The sequence below is a fragment of the Acrocarpospora corrugata genome (genome assembly GCF_009687845.1).
Classification (GTDB): Bacteria; Actinomycetota; Actinomycetes; order Streptosporangiales; family Streptosporangiaceae; genus Acrocarpospora; species Acrocarpospora corrugata.
This window is the reverse complement of record NZ_BLAD01000064.1, coordinates 1-20,015: the sequence shown is the minus strand read 5'-3', so window position 1 is coordinate 20,015 and position 20,015 is coordinate 1. Positions and strand designations below refer to the sequence as shown.

Below are 20,015 nucleotides of genomic sequence, written 5' to 3'. Positions count from 1 at the left end.
CGCGGTGGAGAGGTCCCCGATGACCCAGACAACGGCCGAGAGCCCGGCCAGGAAACAACGCGCTCAGCTCAAAGTGCGAACCCTTCGCACCGACCGATGGTGGCTTGCCCCGGCATTGACGTTCGCCGGTCTCATGGCGTTTCTCATCTACGGTTTCTGGGCGACTTTCGACGCGAGCTACTTCGTCGAACCCTATATAGCGCCATTCTCGTCGCCCTGCCTGGCGACCTCGTGTCCCGAGGGTGCCCGATTCCTGGGCTTGGCTCCCTTCGGCGACTGGTACGGCTTGCCGCCCGGCCTGCTGATCCTCGGATTGCCGGCCGGTTTCCGGGTGACGTGCTACTACTACCGGAAGTCGTACTACCGGTCCTTCTGGCTGTCCCCGCCCGCTTGCTCCGTCGCGGAACCGCACAAGAAGTACACCGGGGAGACCCGGCTGCCGCTGATCATCCAGAACGTGCACCGCTACTTCTTCTACGGTGCGATCGTGATCGGCGCCATCCTCAGCTACGACGCGATCCTCGCCCTGATCCACAAGCCGGCCGGTCTGGGCACCTGGATCCTGCTGGTCAACGCGGCTCTCATCGTCGCGTACACGCTCTCCTGCCACTCCTGCCGGCACATCACCGCCGGGCGGCTGAACCACTTCTCGAAGCACCCGCTGCGCTACCGGGCCTGGACGTTCGTGTCCAAGCTCAACGCCAAGCACCAGCCGCTCGCCTGGGCGTCGATGTTCTCCGTCATGATCGCCGACTTCTACGTCCGGCTGGTCGCCAAGGGCGTCATCACCTTCCCGTTCGCATAGATTCGCCATGGATCGCTAAGGATTCTCAACGTGGAGCGTCACGAATACGACGTCGTCGTCATCGGAGCCGGCGGAGCCGGCCTCCGGGCGGCGATCGAGGCACGGCAGCAGGGCAAGCGGACGGCCATCATCTGCAAGTCCCTGTTCGGCAAGGCCCACACCGTCATGGCCGAGGGCGGGGCCGCCGCCGCCATGGGCAACGTCAACTCCGACGACAACTGGATGGTGCACTTCCGGGACACCATGCGCGGCGGCAAGTTCCTGAACAACTGGCGGATGGCCGAACTGCACGCCAAGGAGGCCCCGGACCGGGTCTGGGAGCTGGAGGCCTGGGGCGCGCTGTTCGACCGCACCAAGGACGGCAAGATCAGCCAGCGGAACTTCGGCGGGCACGAGTACCCGCGGCTCGCGCACGTCGGCGACCGCACCGGGCTGGAGATGATCCGCACGCTCCAGCAGCGGGTGGTCGCGCTCCAGCAGGAGGACTTCGCCGTGCACGGCGACTACGAGGCCTACATCAAGGTCTTCGCCGAGTGCACGGTGACCCGGCTGCTCAAGGACGACGGGGCCATCTCCGGCGCGTTCGCGTACTGGCGGGAGACCGGCAAGTTCATCGTCTTCGACGCCCCGGCCGTGGTGCTGGCCACCGGCGGCATCGGCAAGTCGTATGTGGTGACCTCCAACTCCTGGGAGTACACCGGGGACGGGCACGCGCTGGCCCTGCTGGCCGGCGCGCAGCTGATCAACATGGAGTTCATCCAGTTCCACCCGACCGGCATGGTCTGGCCGCCCTCGGTGCGCGGCATCCTGGTCACCGAGTCGGTCCGCGGCGACGGCGGCGTGCTCCGCAACTCGCTCGGCGAGCGGTTCATGTTCAACTACGTGCCGGACGTGTTCAAGGACAAGTACGCCACCTCCGAGGAGGAGGGCGACCGCTGGTACACCGACCAGGCCAACAACCGCCGCCCGCCGGAGCTGCTGCCCAGGGACGAGGTGGCGCGGGCCATCAACGCCGAGGTGAAGGCCGGGCGCGGCTCACCCCAGGGCGGGGTGTTCCTGGACGTGTCGTCCCGGCTGCCGGCCGCTGAGATCATCAAGCGGCTGCCGTCGATGCACCACCAGTTCAAGGAGCTGGCCGACGTCGACATCACCAAGGAGCCGATGCAGGTCGGCCCCACCTGCCACTACATCATGGGCGGGGTCGAGGTGGACGCCGACACCGGCGCGGCCTCGGTGCCCGGCCTGTTCGCGGCCGGCGAGGTGTCCGGCGGCATGCACGGCTCCAACCGTCTCGGCGGCAACTCCCTGTCCGACCTGCTGGTCTTCGGCCGCCGCGCCGGAGCCGGGGCCTCCCAGTACGTGGACGGCCTGACCAGGCGCCCGGCCGTGACCGGGGTCGAGGAGGCCATGGCGGAGGCGGTGGCGCCGCTGGAGCGCGGCGGCGGCGAGAATCCGTACGAGCTGCACCACGAGTTGCAGCGGACCATGAACGAGCTGGTCGGCATCATCCGCAAGGCGGGCGAGGTCGGCGACGCCCTGGACGTGGTGGAGAAGCTCAAGGAGCGGGCCCACAACACCGCCTCCACCGGCGGCAAGATCTACAACCCGGGCTGGCACCTGGCCCTCGACCTGCGCAACATGCTGCTGGTCAGCGAGTGCGTGGCGAAGGCGGCGCTGATCCGCGAGGAGAGCCGAGGCGGCCACACCCGGGACGACTACCCGGGCATGTCCCCCGACTGGCGGCGCAAGCTGCTGGTCTGCTCGGCCCCCCCGGACGGGTCCGAGGTGACCGTGGTCGAGAAGGAGCAGCCGTCCATGCGGGACGACCTGATCACCCTGTTCGACCGCGGCGAACTGTCCAAATACGTCACCGAGGACGAACTGGCGGAGTACGACGCCGCGCTCGCGGCCAAGAAGAGAGAATCGTGATGGGGTACAAGGCGAAGTTCCGCGTCTGGCGGGGTGAGGGCGGCGACGGCAAACTGGAGGACTTCACCGTCGAGGTGAACGAGGGCGAAGTCGTCCTCGACGTCATCCACCGCCTGCAGGCCACCCAGGCGCCCGACCTGGCGGTCCGCTGGAACTGCAAGGCCGGCAAGTGCGGGTCCTGCTCGATGGAGATCAACGGCAAGCCGCGGCTCGGCTGCATGACCCGGATGTCCACCTTCGAGGAGGCCGACACCATCACGGTCACCCCGATGCGGACCTTCCCCGTCATCAAGGACCTGGTCTGCGACGTCTCGTTCAACTACCAGAAGGCCCGGGAGATCCCGTCGTTCACGCCGCCGGCGGACGTGCGGCCGGGCGAGTACCGGATGCAGCAGATCGACGTCGAGCGGTCCCAGGAGTTCCGCAAGTGCATCGAGTGCTTCATGTGCAACAACGTCTGCCACGTGATCCGGGACCACGAGGAGAACAAGACCAACTTCGCCGGGCCGCGCTTCCTGATGCGGATCGCGGAGCTGGACATGCACCCGTATGACGTGGCCGACCGTAAGGACGCCGCACAGGAGGAGCACGGGCTCGGCTACTGCAACATCACCAAGTGCTGCACCGAGGTCTGCCCCGAGCACATCAAGATCACCGACAACGCGCTGATCCCGATGAAGGAGCGCGTGGTCGACCGCAAGTACGACCCGCTGGTCTGGCTCGGCAACAAGATCTTCCGCCGCTGAAATCACGAAGCGCCGACCGGATCCCGGTCGGCGCTTCGTTTTGCGGCTAGTACGGCCTGCGGCGGCGCGGATCCTCCGGCTCGCCCGGCTGCGGCTCCGCCTGCATGGGGAACACCGCCGTCCCGCCCTGCTGTCCCCCCGGCAACGGCTCCTCGATCGTCCGCTCGATCACGTATCCCTGCGGGTACCCCGGCGCCTGCGCGGGCGGCGGATACGACTGCTGCGCCTCCGGCGGCTGCCCGTACGGCTGCTGCGGATACGGCATCGGGTACGGCACCGGCACGTAACTCACCACCGGTGCCTGGTACGGCTGGAGCGGATACCCCGGATACGGCATCATCTGGGCGCCGGCCATCGGGTGCCCCATCGGGAGCTGCTGCATCGGCATCTGCATCATGCCGCGGCGGAGCGCCGCCGCGTGCGCCAGCCGGCGCAGCCGGCCTTCGAAGACCAGCCAGCCCAGCAGGGCGAGCAGCACCAGCAGCGCGGCCGGGGCGGCCAGCTTGCGGCTGAGGCCGGTCTGGTCGAACTCGGGATTGGCGTTGCGAATGACGATCGCCACCGCCTCCGGGTCCGGCTCGGCGAAGGCCGGGCCGGACGTCGGGGTCGGCGCGGCGGTCTCGCCGACGGCCGGGAGGGAGACCTCGGGCTCGGGCACCTGCGCGGTCTCGGTCGGGATGACCGGGTCGCTGGTGGGCAGCACCGGCGGCACCGGCTGCGTGGTCGGGACGGCGGGCGCCGTGTTGCTGGGCGGCTGCTCCACGGTCGGGCTCGGAGCGGCGCCGCTCGGGGGCGGGGTGACGGTCTGGGTGACGGTAACGCTGACGTCGCCGGTGGGTTCGTTGGTGACCGTGATGGTGACGCTGTCACAGGTCTCACCGGGCGGGCAGCCTTCGACCGGGTTGGCCGCGCTGGCCGCCGCCGCGATCATCACCACGACCGCGCTGGAGGCCAGCGTGGCGGCGACTATGGACGCAACCCGCCTGCGTGCGCGTCCGATCACCGCATCCTCCGCCGTAGCCGCCCGACTTTCTAGGTCAAGGAAATACTAGTCGGGCAAAGGACTGGCAAAGCATGTTTCGTCCAGGGAGTCTCATTCGGGGTCATTTTCGCGGGGTTTACGGGTCAGCCGCATCTGCAGGGCCAGCAGCGCGAGCAGACCCGCCACCCCCGCAGCGGCGACCGGGAAGCCCTCGATGGTGTCGGGGGCCTGGGTCAGCTTCATGTTCGGCGGGCCGAGCAGCGGCGGAGCACCGGACGGGGTCGGCGACGGCGCGATGAGCGGGATGCCCGCGGGAACCTGAAGGTCCTCCGGAAGCGGCACCGAAGTGATCAGCGGGGTCGCGTCCGGCAGGCTGGGCAACTCCACCGGCGGCAGCGTGGGCGTGATCCCGGCCTGCGGCAGGGCGGGCTCGATCGCGGCCGGCGGCGGAACCACCTGGGCGACGGCGCCCGCGGCGTCCTGCACCGTGCCGGGCACGCTGACGGGCGGCACCACCGGCACGGGAGCAAGCCGCACCGCGGCGGACGTAGGCCGCGGAGCAGGCGTTTCCCGAAGTTCAGGCATTTGCTGAAGCTGGGGCCTCTGCCCAAGGTCGGGCGTTTGGTGAAGCTCGGGCCGCTGCCCAAAGTCTGGCACTTGGTGAAGATCAGGTGTTTGCTGCGGGTCGGGCGTGTGCTGGCCAGGCGCGGCGTGCGCCTTCGGCTCGCGGACCTGAGGTTTGGGCAGCCGCGGTTCGGGCCTCGCCGGGCGCGGCATGCGTGGCGCCGAAGGCCACCCCTGGTCCTCGCGCGGCCAGCGCCGCGACCACACTTCCGAGTCGAAGTCCTCGAAGCCCGTCATCGGCGCGCGTGCGGCGCTCGGCGGGAAACCGATTGCCGGGCTGGGCTCTGGCCAGGGCGTCGGGTCGGCGGGGGGCACGTCGGCAGGGTCGAGCGCGGAGCCGATCGCGGGGTCGGCCGCGGGGTCGATCGAGAGCTCGGCGGCCGGTACGACGGTCGGGCCGGCGCTCGGCGAAGGCGTACAGACCGGGGCTGGGCTCGGCGGGAGCATCGATCTGAACGGGGCCGGGCTGGCGGGCAGCGGGATCTGTGGCATCGGCACCCAGGGGGTGGGTGTCGGCGACGGCCAGGCGTGCATGCCGGCGACCAGCGGACCGCAGGTGGGGAGCGGAGACGGCGAAGGTTCCGGCCCCTGATCGGCGATGGCGGCCACCGCGCAGCCGCCGGCCACGACGACCCCCGCCCCCACCATCGACAGGACATATCCCCGTCGCCGCCACTTCGTCACGCGAACTCCCCCGATGTACGCTTCGTAAGCGTTATGTCACACCAGGTCGGAGCTCAACCCCTCCTTGAGCAGATCTTGGACCGCCTTAACTATCGGCAGATCCGCGGGCAGCCAGGCCACCGAGTAGAAGTCCCCCGGCTCCAGCCACCGCAACGCGAGATGCTCGCGCGCCTCCGGGACCCCCGCCGCGAGCACGGCCAGCCAGACCCGCAGCACGTATCCCCCGCTCAGCGGCCAGTCCCCACCGACCCGCCGCCCCACCGTGATCTTGACGCCGAGTTCCTCGTCGCACTCCCGGACCAGGGCGTCGTGCTCGTTCTCCCCCGGATCGACCTTTCCGCCCGGAAGCTCCCACCCGCCCATCAGCTCCGGCGGCTCGGCCCGCTGGGCGGCCAGCAGCCGCCCGCCCTCGACGATCGCAGCACCGACAACGATCTTCTCCATGCCTGCCTAGGGTACGCCCGGACGCCTCGCCAGACCGGACCAACGCGATTGACTCGCGCTTACCGTCCCGCCAACATCCGGTGGCCCCGCCGCCAGCGGCAGCCGTTTCAGCTGCTCAAGCACGTCCGGGTTCTGCAACGGCCGGGTATATCCGACGATCCCAATCCGATCCTGATATGTCGTGACCTTGATGGGTCCGCACAGCGTGCACCGCGCCTCGATCATCTTCCCCGGCGAGACGATCATTCCGACATGCCCGGGATTGGTGGCGGACGTCCCCGGCCCCGAGTTGAAGAACACCAGATCCCCGGCCTGCTCGTCACCCGGTTCGATCTTCTCCCCGAACGGCCACTGCCCGAACGTCGTCCGCGGAATCGACAGCCCCGCGTTCCGGTAGGCCATGTAGATGATCCCCGAGCAGTCGTACGCGTCCGGCCCGGTCCCACCCCACCGGTACGGCTTGCCGCGCTGCTCCAGCGCGTAGTCCAGGATCTTGGCCACGATCTCGCTGGGCGCCGCCACTGTGAAGTCGCAGTCCGGGTTGTTCTCCGGCGGCACGCCGACCTGGCCGGAGGCGGCGTACCGGGCGGCGATCTCCAGGACCTGGTCCACGTACCAGGTCGCCCGGTTGTAGACGAAGATGGCCTTGCGCAGGTCGTCGGGGGCGCCGTTGCGTTTGAGCATCTTGGCCGCGCCCAGGATGGCGTCCGCCGGGTTGTACACGTCGGCGATGCCGTCGTCGTCGCCGTCGGAGGCGTAGCCGTTGAACTCCGACGGGATCGGGATCTGCGCCCTGCCGCCCCAGGTGCTGATCAGGAACTGCATCGGCCCGGCCGCGCCCGCCTCGTTGGTGCCCGTCTTGACCCCTGGCAGGTCGGAGCGCCCGTGGTCGGTCTCCCGCTTGCCGACCGCCGCCAGCACGTTCCACTGGACCCCGATGGCCTGGCCGTGCTTCTTGTAGAGGGCCAGGTACTCCGGCGGGATGTCCTCCTTCGCCGTCGCGGACAGGTCGCCGACGTCGACCGCGCAGTCGGCCCCGCCCCCGCCGAACAGCGCGCCAGGTAACGGCGTCATCAGCACGATCGACCCGAACAGGGTCATCGGCAGGGCCACGGCGAGGAGCGCGGCCACCCATTTCCAGGAGAGCCGGCTCTTGGCCTGGGGGGTCGCCGCGTTCACGGGGAGGTGTCCCCGTCCTGGCCGGCGTCGGCGGGCTGCATGTCGTACACCCGCCAGTCACTGCCCAGTTTCATCACCGTCACGGCGTAGGAGTCGGTCTGGTCGCGCTCGCCGGCCGTGCTGGTGATCCGCTGGATGGAGTCGACCACGAAGACCACCGAGCCCACGGTCATGTCCCGGATCGAGGTCACCTTGGCCGAACCGTCCGAGACGGTCTGCTCGGTGCTGTCGTGCTGGGTCAGCGCGGGCGCGGTCAGGCTCCTGGTCAGCTCGTCGCCGAACTCGGCGGTCGCGAACCGCCGCACCCGGTCCACCCGGGCCACCGGGTCGGCGTAGGTGTAGGTGCCGTACGCGCCGACGAACCGCCGGGCCAGATCGGCGGCGGCGGCCAGTTCGTCCCGGCCGAGCGGCAGGTACGCGTACACGTCGAACTCGCCCGACGGCGTGCTGGCCACCTGGCTCGGCAGCACCGGGACGACCGTGGACGCCGGCGCGTTCCGGCGGGTGGCGGCCGCCTCCGGGGTGCTCTCGCCGTCCCCGCCGCCGAGCATCGTCAGATAGATGCCGATGGCGGCGAGCACGACGACCACGGCCACGAAGACGAGTCGCCTCCGGCCGTCCGTTCCCTCCATGATCAATCCTTGTCGCGGTCGGGGGGCCTCAACCAGAACGGCGCGTTCTCGCCGCCGCGTGCGCTCTTGGCCCGGCTCGGCAGCCACAGCGGCGGCGCGTCCGAGCGTGATTGCCTGGGGGACTCGGCGCGCGGCGGCTGCGACCTGGGCGTCTCAGCGCGCGGCGACCGGCTGGGCTCGGCGCGGCGCTCCGGCCGCGGACTCTCCCGCCGTCCACCGCCACCACCGAACAGACCCCCGCCACCGCCGAAGAAGCCGCCACCGGATCCACGCGAGGAGGAACCACGAGACGAACCACCCGACGAGCCACGGGACGAACCGCCCGAACCGAACAGACCGCCCGAGCGGGAAGTGCCCCGGGAAGCAGCCGATGGCCGGGACGCCCAACCGCCGGAACGGCCGCCGAACCAGCCGCCCGACGACGAACCGCCGGAGGACGAACTCGGAGCGCTGCCCGACGCGGACGGAACCGGTCCACCCGACCGGCGCGGGCCGGTGACCGGCGGACGCCCCCCGGCCGGCGGGCGCAGATTGAGCGGAGGCGCGGAACCCGGCCGAGGCGAGGGCGCCCCCGCCTTCTTGCGTGGGTCGGTTTCCAGCGGCGCGGGCTGCCCGGTCGCCCGGACTCCGACGCCGCCGACCTTCTCCTCGCCGCGCACCCGGCCCTGCGCCACCCCCGACGCGGCGGCGCCCGCCGCGCCGGCCCCGGCCGCCATGGAGGCGGCCCCGATGACGGGCTCCGCCTTGCGCAGCCCCCAGCGGCCCAGCCGGGCCGAGGCCACCGGCGGCAGCACCCCGCGGGAGCGCTCGAGCACCGACGAACTGGCCGCCTCGCCGAGCATCCGGGTGGTGAGCGTGTGCCCGCTCATGGTGGAGAACAGATGCTGGAACGGACGCCGGTAGAAGAACACCGCCAGCGTCAGCAGCGCCATGAACATGATCTGCATGCCCCACGGCAGCGGCGTCGAGATGATCAGCGCGTAGCCGTACACCAGGACGCCCAGCACGAGGGCCAGCACCGCCTGCCTGAGCAGGGTGCCGACCAGCATCTCCACCCAGCGCATCGCGATGATCCGGCCGGCCCCCGGATGCACGCCGATGAGCAGGAAGACCGGGCCGAGGATGAGCAGCAGCAGGAAGCCGATCTTGAGGACCAGCAGCGAGACCGAGACCAGGAAGATCAGCACTCCGGCCACCATGGCGGCGATGAACGCGCCGATCGCCACCCCCAGGCGGCTGGTCCAGTCCTTGCCCTGGAACAGGAAGAAGGCCGGGGTGCCCTCCAGCGGCTTGGCGATCTCCTCTTCGAACCGCTTCTGGTGGACCTCGCTGCCGGGGGCCTGCTGGCCCTGCTGCTCGGCCGCGTCGATGGCCTGGATGTCGAGCAGCTTCGGCGCGAAGGTGGCCACGATCGGGGCGTTCGGGTCGGCGGTCCCGAACTCGCCCATCAGCCATGGCTTGCAGACCAGGGTCGACCAGAGCGCGTCGGCGTTCTGGGTCACGCCGGGGGTGCCGGGCTGGCCGTACCCGCCGGTGGTCGGGCGGGCGCCCTCGGTGCCCTTCGGTGGCAGGCAGGACGCGCCGCCCGCGCCGGGCAGGCCGGAGAAGGCCGAGTTGACGATCTCGCCGGTCTTGTCGGTGATGGTCTTGCCGACGCCGGTCAGGTCCTGCGGGCGGCTGAAGAACCAGGTGGCCACGGTGACCGCCAGGACCATCCAGATGACGCCCTCGGTGGTGGTGGTGGCGCGTTTGCGCAGCAGGCCGTACCAGGCCAGCCAGATCGCGGCGATGATCACTATCGGCCGGAGGAACGGCCAGTACATCGCGTCGGCGAGGTTGACGACCATGTCGTCGACCACGTTCTTGATCGGCAGCAGCGGGCCCTCGGTGGCGGCCGCCTCGTAGGTGGTGATGGTGAGCCGGTCCACCGCCTTGGCCCAGGAGAAGATCGTGCTGGCCCAGGCGTTGCCGAGGACCGCGGCCACGTCGGAGCAGCCGAGGCCGTAGGTGTGCCAGAACTGGCCGGCCATGCCGTACCTGGCGTAGTTGGTGAGTTCCTGGTCGGGGGCGACCTCGACCGGGGTGCCCGCGCCGACGCCCGCGCCGGCCGCCGCGCCGGTGTCGCCGACGTCCGGCGGGGGCGGTTTGACCAACCCGTCGACGCCGCCGCCGACCATCTCCGGGGCCAGCGACGAGGACAGGTCACAGATCCCGTCGGCGCTGGCCGTATTGGATGCTCCGAAGACCAACGGAAGACTGAGAACGGTGACCAGAGCCACCAGCACCAGCGCTAACCGGCGGACAAACTTCACGACCGCACCTCCTGCGCGACCCCCGACCTGCTGGATCCCCCTTGAAGATCATGCATGTTCTCACCGGGTTTGTCGTGCGTCGGATTCGTATCGAGCCAGCGCAGCAGCTCAGGCGAGATTAGGTCCACCCCGATCCGGCCGGCCCGGCCGTCCAGATCACGGAAGATGCACTCGCCGTTGCCGAGGGACCGCAGCACGGCCTTGTGCTCCTCGGACGGATCCACACCCAGCAACTCCAGCACGTGCTCGACCTCGACCCGCTCGGTCGAGCGGAACGCGAACACCGAGGACAGGCAGTTGGTGACCTGCTCGTTCAGCAGGTCGCCCGCGTTCTGCGAGACCAGGACGAGCGCGGTGTTACGGGACCGCCCCATCCTCGACACCTCGGGCACCAGCTTGGCGCCCTCCGGCGTGGACGTGATCGCCCACGCCTCGTCCAGGAAGATCACTTTGGGGGTCCGCCGGTCCAGCCCGTTCATGAGCCGCCGGGCGAACTGGGAGACCAGATAGAGCAGCGCCACCGACAGCCGCTGCTCGTAGGAGTAGTCGTCGCGGCCGGTGGCCACGTCCGGCAGGGTCAGGCCGCCGAGGGTGAACACGGTGGTCCAGCCCTCGGTGTCGATCTGCTCGCCGCCGGAGCGGTCGAAGCAGAGCCGGGCCAGCCGCATGTCCGACATCGAGCGCAGCACCGCGCCCAGGTTCTTGGAGGCCGCGTCCTCGGTCCGCTCCAGGTGGTCGACCACCTTGCCGAGCGAAGGATCCGGCTGGTTGGCGACCGCCGCGACCGCCTGGATCATGGCCGACTCGCGCTCCTCCGACATGCGCGGCAGCAGCAGCCGCAGCGTCTCGGTGGCCATCGTCTTCTTGGCCGCGATGTCGTCGCCGAACGAGAACGGGTCCAGCAGGCCCGGCGCGGCCGACATGAGCGGGATCGTCCTGGCCCGCCGCCCGCGCTGGTGCAGCAGCTCCACCAGCGACGACGCGTCTCCCTTCGGGTCGATCACAGCCACCGTGACCCCGCGCAACGCCATCTGGTAGATCAGCAGCAGCGCCAGCGTGGTCTTGCCGCCGCCCGGCTCGCCGGTGATCGCGATCGCCGTCGGCCGGTTCCTGGTCGCCGCCACCAGCGGGTCGAAGTGCACGATGCTGCGCGCCCGCCCCAGCGTCTCCCCGATGTACGGCCCGAGCCAGCCGGCGTTGCCGTCGTCCCTGCGGTCCCCCAGGTCCACGGTCGCGTGCGCCATCCCGCCCGCGATCGTCCGCAGCGGCTGCCGCTGCGCGTACGCGTTGACCCGGACCTTCTCCCCCGGCAGCGCCTCGCAGAACAGCGAGAACTGGTCGCCGGTCGAGTTGACCACGTCGATGCCCAGGTCGCGGTAGTGCTCCACGACCGCCTCGACGCGCTGCACGCACATCTCCTCGGTGGGGGCGCTGACGCTCATCCGGTGCCAGCCGTACACGAACGGCAGGCGCTCCTTGGTGATGCCGTGCTCCAGCATCCGGGCGGCGTCGATCTGCTCGGCCAGCGCCAGCGGTGCCTCCGCGCCCGCCTCCCTGATGTGGATGTCCATGTCGCGGGCGTGCGCCAGCTTGCGGGCGACGTCCTTGCTGGCCCGGACCGGCGAGATCAGCCGCATCCGGCTGGAGATCTCCACCGGGAACGGCAACTGGTCGCCGAAGTGCATCCACGGCTCGCCGTCGGGGAACGGCATCAGGTCGGGGAAGCGGGCGAAGGACAGGTGCGCGGTGAAGGAGTCGCCGGTCGGCTGCTCGATCCGCAGCAGCGACCTGCCGTTGTGGATCTGGCCCTCGACCAGGGACTCGATCTCGCCCTGGCCCCACCTTCTGCGCGGGCTGGCCGACGGCGGCGGGTCGCCGAGCGCGCCGGAGGCGGCGTGCTGGAACAGCCAGGCGATCTCGACCGAGGTGGCGTGCCGGGCATACAGCGCGCTGGAGGCCAGCGCGCGGCCGAGCCGTTCGGCCGACTCGGTCCATTTGGTCACCTCACGCTCGGGCACGTGGTCGTCGTCCAGCCCGAGCGTCTTCTCCGAACGCTGGTAGAAGCCGAACAGCTGGGCCAGCACGCCGTTGCCGAGCTGCGCGCCGCGCGGCCCGAGCCGCACCCCCAGGTAGACCTCCTTGGACCAGAAGTCCTTCGCCCAGACGTGCCGGTACATCTCCTCCAGGTAGTCGCGCCAGCCAGGACCCTCGTCCGAGGTCGCGTTGAGCGCCATCGCCCATTCGGCGGCCGGGTAGGTCCGGTGCGCCACCCGCAGGTGCACCTCGGCGTCCGGCATCCGGATGGTGGCCAGCGCGATCGTCACGTTGGTGGCGAGCGACTCGCGCTCCTCGGGCGTGATGAACTCGTAGCTGACCGTCGGCAGCCGGAAGTAGGCCCACGCCGAAGAATCGGTGAGCAGCACACGGTCGTCGAAGTACCGCACCGCCAGACGGCTTCGCGTCCGGGACCCCCTAGCCAACGATGCTCTCCCCTCTCGCCGTGGTCAGCCCGCTCGCGACCACTCCGGCCAACGCGACATACGCCCGGCGGCCACCGGCGCGGAGATCGCCGAGATCCACCGGGCCCGACTCCGCCAGCTGGTCCTCCCACGGCACCCGCACGATGGCCCGGCACCTGCCCCGCGCCACCGCCTCGGCCCGCTCCACATCCACCAGGCTGCGCCGGCTCACACCGTTCACCACCATGACCGCCCGTCGCCGCAGATCCGCGCAGCCGTGCCCGTCCAGCCACTCGTACGTCATGGCCACCGCGTCCGGCGCGTCCGCGCTGGCCGGCGCCACCAGCACCAGCTGGTCGGCGTACGGCAGCAGCCGCGCGGCCAGCGCCGCCGCCGGATCCATCACGATCACCCGGTACTGCTGGTCGAGCAGCCGCATGGCCCGCGCGATCCGCTGGTCGGAGAAGGCCGCCCGGTCCAAGATGCGCTGCTCCGCGCCCTCGTCGGTGTCGGCGGCCAGCACGTCCAGACCGGACTCGCACCGGCTGGTGTACGCGGCGACCCTGGTGCCGACCTGGTCGATCACGGCCAGGAAGGAGCTCAGCGTCTCCGGCGACTCGGCGCGGATCCGGGTCGTCAGGGTGTGGTCGCCGGTGTTGGCGTCCACGGCGAGCACGCCGTCGTCGCGGTGCCGGGCCAGGGTGTGGCCCAGCAGCAGCGCCGTCGTGCTCTGCCCGGCCCCGCCGGTGCAGCCCAGCACGACCACCCGGCGACTGCCGGAGATCGGCGTGCGCACCCGCGCCTCATCGTTCTCCGTCCCGTCGGTACGGCTGCCGCCGCTGCCCACCACGACCTGCGCGATCCGCCGCCAGCCGCCGTTCGGGTCGCGGCCGACGACGGACTCGACGCGGCGGACCTTGGGCTCTTCCGGGGGTTTGGCTTCGGGGCGGGGAATGGGGACGGGGGCGGCGGGCTGACCGGATAATGCCGGGACCGCCCGGATGGAGACCTGCCGTGCGGGTTCCGGCCTGGGGATGGGGGGTCGTGGCGGCTGGCCCCGGCGGTGCTGCTCCTTCGCGGGGTCCACGACGGGGACCGGCTCGGGCCGGGGCCTGTCCGGCCTGTCCGGCCTGGGTTCGGGCCTGGCTTCCGGCCTCGGCTCGGGCTTGGACTCGATCTTGGGCTCGGGCCCGTTTTTGGGGCCGGCGTCGGTGGAGGCGGCGGCCAGGCGGCGGAGGCGGCGCAGGGCGTCCGGGCCGATCGGCGGAGCGGTGGTCTCGGCCACCGGCTCGGTCTTCCTCGGTTCCGGCTTGCGCTGCTGCTCTGGTTGCACGAAGACCGGGATGGCCGGGGCCTTCGCGGTAGCCGTACCCCAGGAGGGACGGACGGTCGGCTCGGCGACCGGCGGGGCCAGGGTGGGCTCGGCCGGGATCGCGGCGGCCGCCGCAGCGACGGCGGGGAGCACGGTGCCGGGGGTCCGGCGCCTCAGCGGCTCAGGGGCCTTCGGCTTGGCGGGCAGCTTGACGGAGACCTTGGCTGGCGTCTCAGCGCGCGCGAACGTCACGGCGGGCTGGGCCTGGCGGGCGGCCCGGCGTGCGGCGGCCCGGCGGGACGCGCGCCACACCCGGCCGTGGAACACGACTTCGCCGGGCTCCGACACGGGGGCCAGGCGGCACCAGGTGCGCGGCTCGGCCAGATACCGGCTCTGCGACTGGAGCAGCTCGGTCAGCCGCTTGCCCTCGATCACCGGGCGGGTCGACAGCCAGGTGACCACGCCGGGCGGCACCAGGTAGACCACGTGCCACGGCGCCTCGAACGGGAGGCCGACCAGGCGCAGGAAGACCCACCACGGCGCGCTCACGCCGATGAAGACACCGATCCAGACGATGGGCAGCGGCGTAGGCAGCCGAAGGTCGTACAGCTTGTAGAGCCGCTTCTCAATTCGCCAAATATTGGTGTATGTAGGTAGGTCCACCCGATTCCTCCTCTCCCAGCGTGCCCAGGATCACTGGATGCCAAGCGCCCCCGCGATGGCCTTCGCCGTCACCTCGATGATGTTCGGCACGTAGAAGATCACGCCGATCGCGATCGCCAGAATGATGAACTGGACGAACCGCGTGATCTCCCGGGTGAAGAGGAAGAAGAGCGCGACCACCGAGACGATCACCAGGAACAAAGGACCGAAGAACCGGCGCAGGAATTCGGCCAGGCCCTCCGTGTTGATGCCCTGGTTCGGCGCCGGGGTCGGCGTGAAGGCAATGAGTTCGGCGCCGCCCAGCTGGCTGGTCACGGCGCTCTCCAGAATCGTGTGCACAATCATTTCTCGCCCTCCCGGGGGGTGTGGATCAGCGACATCGCGGTCGGCCATGTGTTACCCCACGGACCGGCCCGCGCCCTGGATCCGCCCGACGAGCCACTTCTCGCCCTGCCGCTCCATGGAGAGTTGGTAGGCCTGCTCCAGGCCGGCCGGTTGCGCGGCCGGGTCCGCCGCCGGGTCGGCGCTCGGCACGGCCGCCACCGGCGGGGCCGGCACCGCCCACACGACCACCGCCGTGATGCTCCGGCTCGCCTCCCCGCCCACGGGCACGATCACATCGGTGAGCTGGGCCAGCGTGAAGGCGCCGCCGAGGCCCTCGATGAGGGCGCCGTCGGTGGCGTAGAGCCGCAGCTCCGCCGCGTTACCCGACGCGTACGCCTTGAAGAAGCCCTCCAGCGTCGGGCGGAGCTGGTCCTCCAGGTTGTTGTCCCGGTCCAGGTTGGCCACCGCGGGCAGGTCGGCCACCGCGGGGGCGGGCAGCAGCGCGGGGCGGCCGGACACCACGAAACGATCGCCCGAGTGGTAGACCGGCACCGAGAGCAGCCATCGTTTGCTGCCGGACTGGAAACTCACCACCACCGTGGCGTTCTCGTTGTCGGCGGCCACGTCAATGCTCTGGAATTGAACGGCGCCGGCCGACATCCGGCCGTAGCCATTCCAGCCGAAACGACGCTCGACCCCGGGGGCGAGAAAAGCGGTGAGCCTTTCATCGCGCTGCTCCGGATTGGTCGCGTCGAAATTTAAATAGACCGCGGCGAATTGATTGGCGAATCCGGCGGCCTCCTGGACCGGGAACCCGGAGTTCTCCGGCGTGACCGGCGTCTGCGCGTTCTGGTCCTGGGTGAACCGCTCGAACGGCGCCCGCACCCCGTTGACCACGATCACGACGATGAGCGCCCAGAGGACGGCCCGCCCCACCCACACGAGCCAGCGGCCCCCGCCACCACTCCAGCCCCGACGCCGCACCGGCGCCGAGTCGAGATCAGGCAACGGGTACGACTCGGGGTCGCCAGCGATCCGAGGATCCTGCTGGACGGTTGACCTGCGAGCCATCACGCCTCCGCTCGCGCCGATCCCCCCGGCTGGCGCGGTGTCTTCTTACTCTCGATCCGGTTATCCACGTTGAAGTATTCACCCTAGCGGTCCCGCCAATTGTTCCAGGAAAGCCACGCCCATGCTGTACGCATCCAAGTAACCGGCCAAACCGAGTCTGCATGAGACGGAGAGTGGCCGTACCGGTAGGTACGACTACGAAACGGCGTCTTAGCAGGCCAGCGGCCCGTACTATTACCAACCGGTCAGCGAGAGCTATCCAAACCGTCCTGAGACTCCTACCCGGGATTTCGCCCAGGTCCGGATAGATCCTACGATCAACGACGATGCATCAGCCGGTGGCAGCATCTCCGGTGGTGGGAGCATCTCCCCTTGCAGGCGCGCTGGACGACGACGATGCGCTGGTGGCCGTCGGCGTAGTTCGAGCTGAACGAGGTGCTGTTGGTGCTGTTGGCGGCGCCGTTGGCGTTGGCGAAATTGCCGCTGTTGACGCTGACCGACTCGTTGACGTAGTTGCCGCTGCTGTTGGTGTTGCCGGTGTCGAGGGTGTCGCCGCTGCTGTTGACGTTGCCGGCGTCGAGGGTGTCGCCGCTGCTGTTGACGTTGCCGCAGCCAGTCGGGTTGCATCCCCCCAGCGGAACGGCGATCGGGGCGATGGCCAGGGCGGCGACCAGCATCGTGATCATCATTTCGCGACCTGCCCGACGGTGTTCCGCTGACGGCCGTTGGCGACGTTTCCGCTGTTCGACAAGTTACTGCTGTTGGTGGACCCGTTGGTGTTGGAGAAGTTCCCACTGTTCACCGGGTTGCCGTGGCTGAAGTAGTTGCCGCTGTCGAAGGAGTTGCCGCTGTTCACCGGGCCGTTGACGCAGCGCACCGGCGAGTTGACGGTCGGCGAGTTGTAGTTGATCAGCCGGATGCCGCACAGAATGCTCGGCAGCGTGCTGAGCAGGCTCCCCAGATCGGCGCCGACCAGCCGGGCGAGCTGGGAGCTCGGCGCGGGCAGGGAACTCGGCGCGGGCAGGGAACTCGGCGTGGGCAGGGAACTCGGCGTGGGCTCAGGCCCGGCCCAGGCCGCGGGAACGCTCCACGCCACCGCCCATCCGGCTGCGACGACCACGGCCGCCCGTACCCAAACCTTCACCGTTACCTCCTCCGTGTCCGACCTGCCCGACCGTAACAGAAAGTGATCAGACGACTGCGGAGGCTCTTGGGTTAGCCTCTCGGTGATATTGGTCCGAGCCTGGAGGTAGTGGTGCAGCAGAGCAAGGTCACGGTCACCGTTTCGACGCGAGGGCGCGCCCGCTAAGCAGCAGGTCGACGCTCCTCGAATCGAACCGGTCTCCGATCCCCTGACCGATTCCTCACTGAGGAGCTCTCCTTTGCGTGCCCTCATGTCCGCGCGGCTCGGCGCGGCCTTCTCCAAGCTGTGGACCGCCTCGGCGGTGTCCAACGTCGGCGACGGCATCACCATGGCGGCCGGACCGCTACTCGTCGCCTCCCTGACCAGCGAGCCGGCGCTCGTCGCCGGAGCCGCCTTCGCCCAGCAACTGCCCTGGCTGATCATCTCCCTGATCAGCGGCGTGTACGTCGACCGTCTCAACCGCCGTCATCTGATCATCGTCGTCAACGTCCTGCGCGGGCTGGCCCTGGCGGTCCTGGCCGCCGCGGTCGCCACCTCGACCGCCTCCATCCCGCTCATCTACGTCGTGTTCTTCCTGCTCGGCACCGGTGAGACCCTCGCCGACACGGCCTTCTCCGCACTGCTGCCCGCCACCGTCGCGCCCGAGCAGCTGACCACGGCCAACTCCCGGCTGACGGCCACCACCGTCCTGGGCAACCAGCTGCTGTCCAAACCGCTGGGCGGCTGGCTGTTCGCCGCCGGCGCGGCCCTGCCGTTCGCGGCCGACGCGCTGACCTTCCTCCTCGCGGCCGCGCTGACCTCGGCCATCCGCGTCACTCCGGCCAGACCCGCCGCCGTCGGCGGCAGCGTGCGCGCGGACATCGCGGCGGGGATCCGCTGGCTGTGGCGGCATCGGCCGCTGCGCACGCTCGCGGTGACCATGGGCGTGGCCAACGTGGCCTTCTGCGCACCGTTCGCGATCTTCGCCCTGAACGCCCAGCAGCGGCTGGGACTGACCGAGGTCGGCTACGGCCTCCTGCTCACCGCTTTCGGCGTCGGCGGACTGGCGGGCAGCATGCTCGCCCCACGACTGAGCGCCCGCTTCGGAAGCACGGCACTCCTGCGCGGCGGCCTCATCGTCGAGATCGGCACGCACGCCGTCCTCGCGGCGCCACCACGCACCCGCTGGTCGCGGCGGCCGTCCTGACCGTCTTCGGCGCGCACAGCGTGAACTGGGGGATCATCGTGGCCACCCGGTTCCAGCAGGCGGTGCCGGACGAACTACGCGGACGCGTCGGCAGCGTCTACGCCCTCATCCAGGTGAGCGGCGCCGCGGCCGGCTCACTCCTCGGCGGCGCACTCGCCCAGACCGGGACGATCACCACCCCGTTCTGGGCGGCAGCCGCCGCCATGACCGTGGTCACCGCGATCGCCTGGCGTCCGCTGCGTGCTTAGCCCCGATTAGACGTTGAACCGGAACTCGACCACGTCGCCGTCGCGCATGACGTACTCCTTGCCCTCGATCCTGGCCTTGCCGGCGGAGCGGGCGGCGGCGACCGAGCCGGCCTCCATCAGTTCGTCGAAGGAGATCACTTCGGCCTTGATGAAGCCGCGCTGGAAGTCGGTGTGGATGACGCCGGCGGCCTCGGGGGCGGTGGAGCCCTTCTTGATCGTCCAGGCCCTGGTCTCCTTCGGGCCGGCGGTCAGGTAGGTCTGCAGGCCGAGGGTCTCGAAGCCGACGCGGGCCAGCTGGGAGAGGCCGGACTCGTCCTGGCCGACGGACTGGAGGAGTTCCAGCGCCTCGTCGTCGGGGAGCTCCACCAGTTCGGACTCGATCTTGGCGTCCAGGAAGACGGCCTCCGCGGGGGCGACGATGGCCGCCAGCCTGGCCCGCAGGTCGGTGTCGACCAGTTCGTCGGCGTCGAGGTTGAAGACGTAGAGGAACGGCTTGGCGGTGAGCAGGTGCAGCTCGCGCAGGTCGGCCAGGTCCATTCCCGACGCGTACAGCGTGGTGCCGCCGTCGAGGATCTTGCTGGCCGCCTCGGCGGCGTCCAGGACGGCCTTGCGGTCCTTGTTGGTCCTGGCCTCCTTCTGGAGGCGTGGCACGGCCTTCTCGATGGTCTGCAGGTCGGCCAGGATGAGCTCGGTGTTGATCGTCTCGATGTCCCGCTCGGGGGCCACGTCGCCGTCCACGTGGGTCACGTCGGGGTCGGTGAAGACCCGGATGACCTGGCAGATGGCGTCCGTCTCGCGGATGTTGGCGAGGAACTGGTTGCCCCGGCCCTGGCCTTCCGAAGCGCCTTTCACCAGGCCGGCGATGTCCACGAACTCCACCTTGGCGGGCAGAATCCTGGCCGAGCTGTGGATGGTGGCGAGCTGGGCGAGACGTGCGTCGGGTACGCCGACGATCCCCACGTTGGGCTCGATGGTGGCGAACGGGTAGTTGGCCGCCAGGGCGTTGGCGCTCTTGGTCAGCGCGTTGAAAAGGGTGGACTTGCCGACATTGGGCAGGCCGACGATCCCGATGCTCAAACTCACGGAAGCCGAGTTTACCGGCCGGACAAACAGATCCTGGTCGGTCCGCCGCGCAATACGTGATCGGAACCCTTCGGACAGCGTTGGCCGGCGCGGTGGAAGGCGGTGACGGTGGCCCAGGCACGGTTCGAGGCGCAGGGGACTTCGACGATTCGCCGTAACGAGGTGTGTCTTTCGGGGCGTTCCAGGCA

At 70.1% G+C, this 20,015-nt stretch carries 19 protein-coding genes; 6 read left to right on the top strand and 13 right to left on the bottom strand.

Annotated elements, in window-relative coordinates; all coding sequences use genetic code 11:
* Nucleotides 1-19 precede the first annotated feature (19 nt).
* The 3 genes from Acor_RS25190 to Acor_RS25180 are packed head-to-tail and all read left to right on the top strand — an operon-like array spanning nt 20 to nt 3,480.
* Nucleotides 20-805 carry a hypothetical protein gene (locus Acor_RS25190; RefSeq protein ID WP_155339213.1) on the top strand — a complete coding sequence of 262 codons (786 nt, stop codon included), beginning with the start codon at nt 20-22 and terminating at the stop codon, nt 803-805.
* Between the two features lie 21 nt (nt 806-826).
* Nucleotides 827-2,734, top strand: a complete 1,908-nt coding sequence (locus Acor_RS25185) for a fumarate reductase/succinate dehydrogenase flavoprotein subunit (RefSeq protein ID WP_155339212.1) — start codon at nt 827-829, stop codon at nt 2,732-2,734.
* Entirely contained in the window at nt 2,734-3,480 is a 747-nt protein-coding gene (locus tag Acor_RS25180) for a succinate dehydrogenase/fumarate reductase iron-sulfur subunit (protein WP_155339211.1), read from the top strand. Before Acor_RS25185 ends, Acor_RS25180 begins: the two co-directional genes overlap by 1 nt.
* A gap of 46 nt (nt 3,481-3,526) precedes the next feature.
* On the opposite strand, the gene Acor_RS25175 is transcribed toward Acor_RS25180, so the two are convergent.
* Entirely contained in the window at nt 3,527-4,483 is a 957-nt protein-coding gene (locus Acor_RS25175; RefSeq protein ID WP_155339210.1) for a hypothetical protein, read from the bottom strand.
* Between the two features lie 90 nt (nt 4,484-4,573).
* A complete protein-coding gene (locus Acor_RS25170) occupies nt 4,574-4,999 on the bottom strand; it encodes a hypothetical protein (protein WP_155339209.1) in 426 nt (141 codons plus the stop codon).
* A 202-nt stretch (nt 5,000-5,201) separates the two neighbouring features.
* On the opposite strand from Acor_RS25170, the gene Acor_RS25165 reads away from it, so the two are divergent.
* Nucleotides 5,202-5,678, top strand: a complete 477-nt coding sequence (locus tag Acor_RS25165; RefSeq protein WP_155339208.1) for a hypothetical protein — start codon at nt 5,202-5,204, stop codon at nt 5,676-5,678.
* A 128-nt stretch (nt 5,679-5,806) separates the two neighbouring features.
* On the opposite strand, the gene Acor_RS25160 is transcribed toward Acor_RS25165, so the two are convergent.
* The 10 genes from Acor_RS25160 to Acor_RS25115 form a co-directional block, all read right to left on the bottom strand.
* A complete protein-coding gene (locus Acor_RS25160) occupies nt 5,807-6,214 on the bottom strand; it encodes a (deoxy)nucleoside triphosphate pyrophosphohydrolase (RefSeq protein WP_155339207.1) in 408 nt (135 codons plus the stop codon).
* 6 nt (nt 6,215-6,220) lie between these two features.
* On the bottom strand, nt 6,221-7,393 hold the full coding sequence (locus Acor_RS25155; protein WP_246239082.1) for a C40 family peptidase: 1,173 nt from the start codon (nt 7,391-7,393) through the stop codon (nt 6,221-6,223).
* Entirely contained in the window at nt 7,390-8,025 is a 636-nt protein-coding gene (locus Acor_RS25150) for a hypothetical protein (RefSeq protein WP_155339206.1), read from the bottom strand. Before Acor_RS25150 ends, Acor_RS25155 begins: the two co-directional genes overlap by 4 nt.
* A 2-nt stretch (nt 8,026-8,027) precedes the next feature.
* Complete coding sequence (locus Acor_RS25145; RefSeq protein WP_246239080.1) at nt 8,028-10,337, bottom strand: type IV secretion system protein; 2,310 nt, start codon at nt 10,335-10,337, stop codon at nt 8,028-8,030.
* Nucleotides 10,334-12,817 (bottom strand): ATP-binding protein, encoded by a 2,484-nt coding sequence (locus Acor_RS25140; protein ID WP_155339204.1) that lies wholly within the window; start codon nt 12,815-12,817, stop codon nt 10,334-10,336. Before Acor_RS25140 ends, Acor_RS25145 begins: the two co-directional genes overlap by 4 nt.
* Entirely contained in the window at nt 12,810-14,771 is a 1,962-nt protein-coding gene (locus Acor_RS25135; RefSeq protein WP_155339203.1) for a TcpE family conjugal transfer membrane protein, read from the bottom strand. Before Acor_RS25135 ends, Acor_RS25140 begins: the two co-directional genes overlap by 8 nt.
* 30 nt (nt 14,772-14,801) lie before the next feature.
* Nucleotides 14,802-15,116, bottom strand: coding sequence for an LptF/LptG family permease (locus Acor_RS25130; RefSeq protein ID WP_155339283.1), 315 nt, complete (start codon nt 15,114-15,116; stop codon nt 14,802-14,804).
* Nucleotides 15,117-15,167: 51 nt separating this feature from the next.
* Nucleotides 15,168-16,166 (bottom strand): conjugal transfer protein, encoded by a 999-nt coding sequence (locus Acor_RS25125; protein ID WP_155339202.1) that lies wholly within the window; start codon nt 16,164-16,166, stop codon nt 15,168-15,170.
* A gap of 317 nt (nt 16,167-16,483) precedes the next feature.
* Nucleotides 16,484-16,855 carry a hypothetical protein gene (locus tag Acor_RS25120; protein WP_155339201.1) on the bottom strand — a complete coding sequence of 124 codons (372 nt, stop codon included), beginning with the start codon at nt 16,853-16,855 and terminating at the stop codon, nt 16,484-16,486.
* Nucleotides 16,852-17,310, bottom strand: a complete 459-nt coding sequence (locus tag Acor_RS25115) for a hypothetical protein (RefSeq protein WP_155339200.1) — start codon at nt 17,308-17,310, stop codon at nt 16,852-16,854. Before Acor_RS25115 ends, Acor_RS25120 begins: the two co-directional genes overlap by 4 nt.
* A gap of 238 nt (nt 17,311-17,548) precedes the next feature.
* Here Acor_RS25115 and Acor_RS25110 point away from each other — a divergent pair, with 238 nt between their 5' ends.
* Both Acor_RS25110 and Acor_RS45565 read left to right on the top strand, forming a co-directional pair.
* Nucleotides 17,549-18,496: an MFS transporter gene (locus tag Acor_RS25110; RefSeq protein ID WP_218034472.1), complete on the top strand. Its 948-nt coding sequence runs from the start codon at nt 17,549-17,551 to the stop codon at nt 18,494-18,496.
* Nucleotides 18,497-18,516: 20 nt separating this feature from the next.
* On the top strand, nt 18,517-18,744 hold the full coding sequence (locus Acor_RS45565; protein ID WP_281353259.1) for an MFS transporter: 228 nt from the start codon (nt 18,517-18,519) through the stop codon (nt 18,742-18,744).
* Nucleotides 18,745-18,750: 6 nt separating this feature from the next.
* Here Acor_RS45565 and ychF read toward each other — a convergent pair whose 3' ends face one another.
* A complete protein-coding gene (ychF, locus tag Acor_RS25105) occupies nt 18,751-19,827 on the bottom strand; it encodes a redox-regulated ATPase YchF (RefSeq protein WP_155339199.1) in 1,077 nt (358 codons plus the stop codon).
* Between the last annotated feature and the right edge of the window lie 188 nt (nt 19,828-20,015).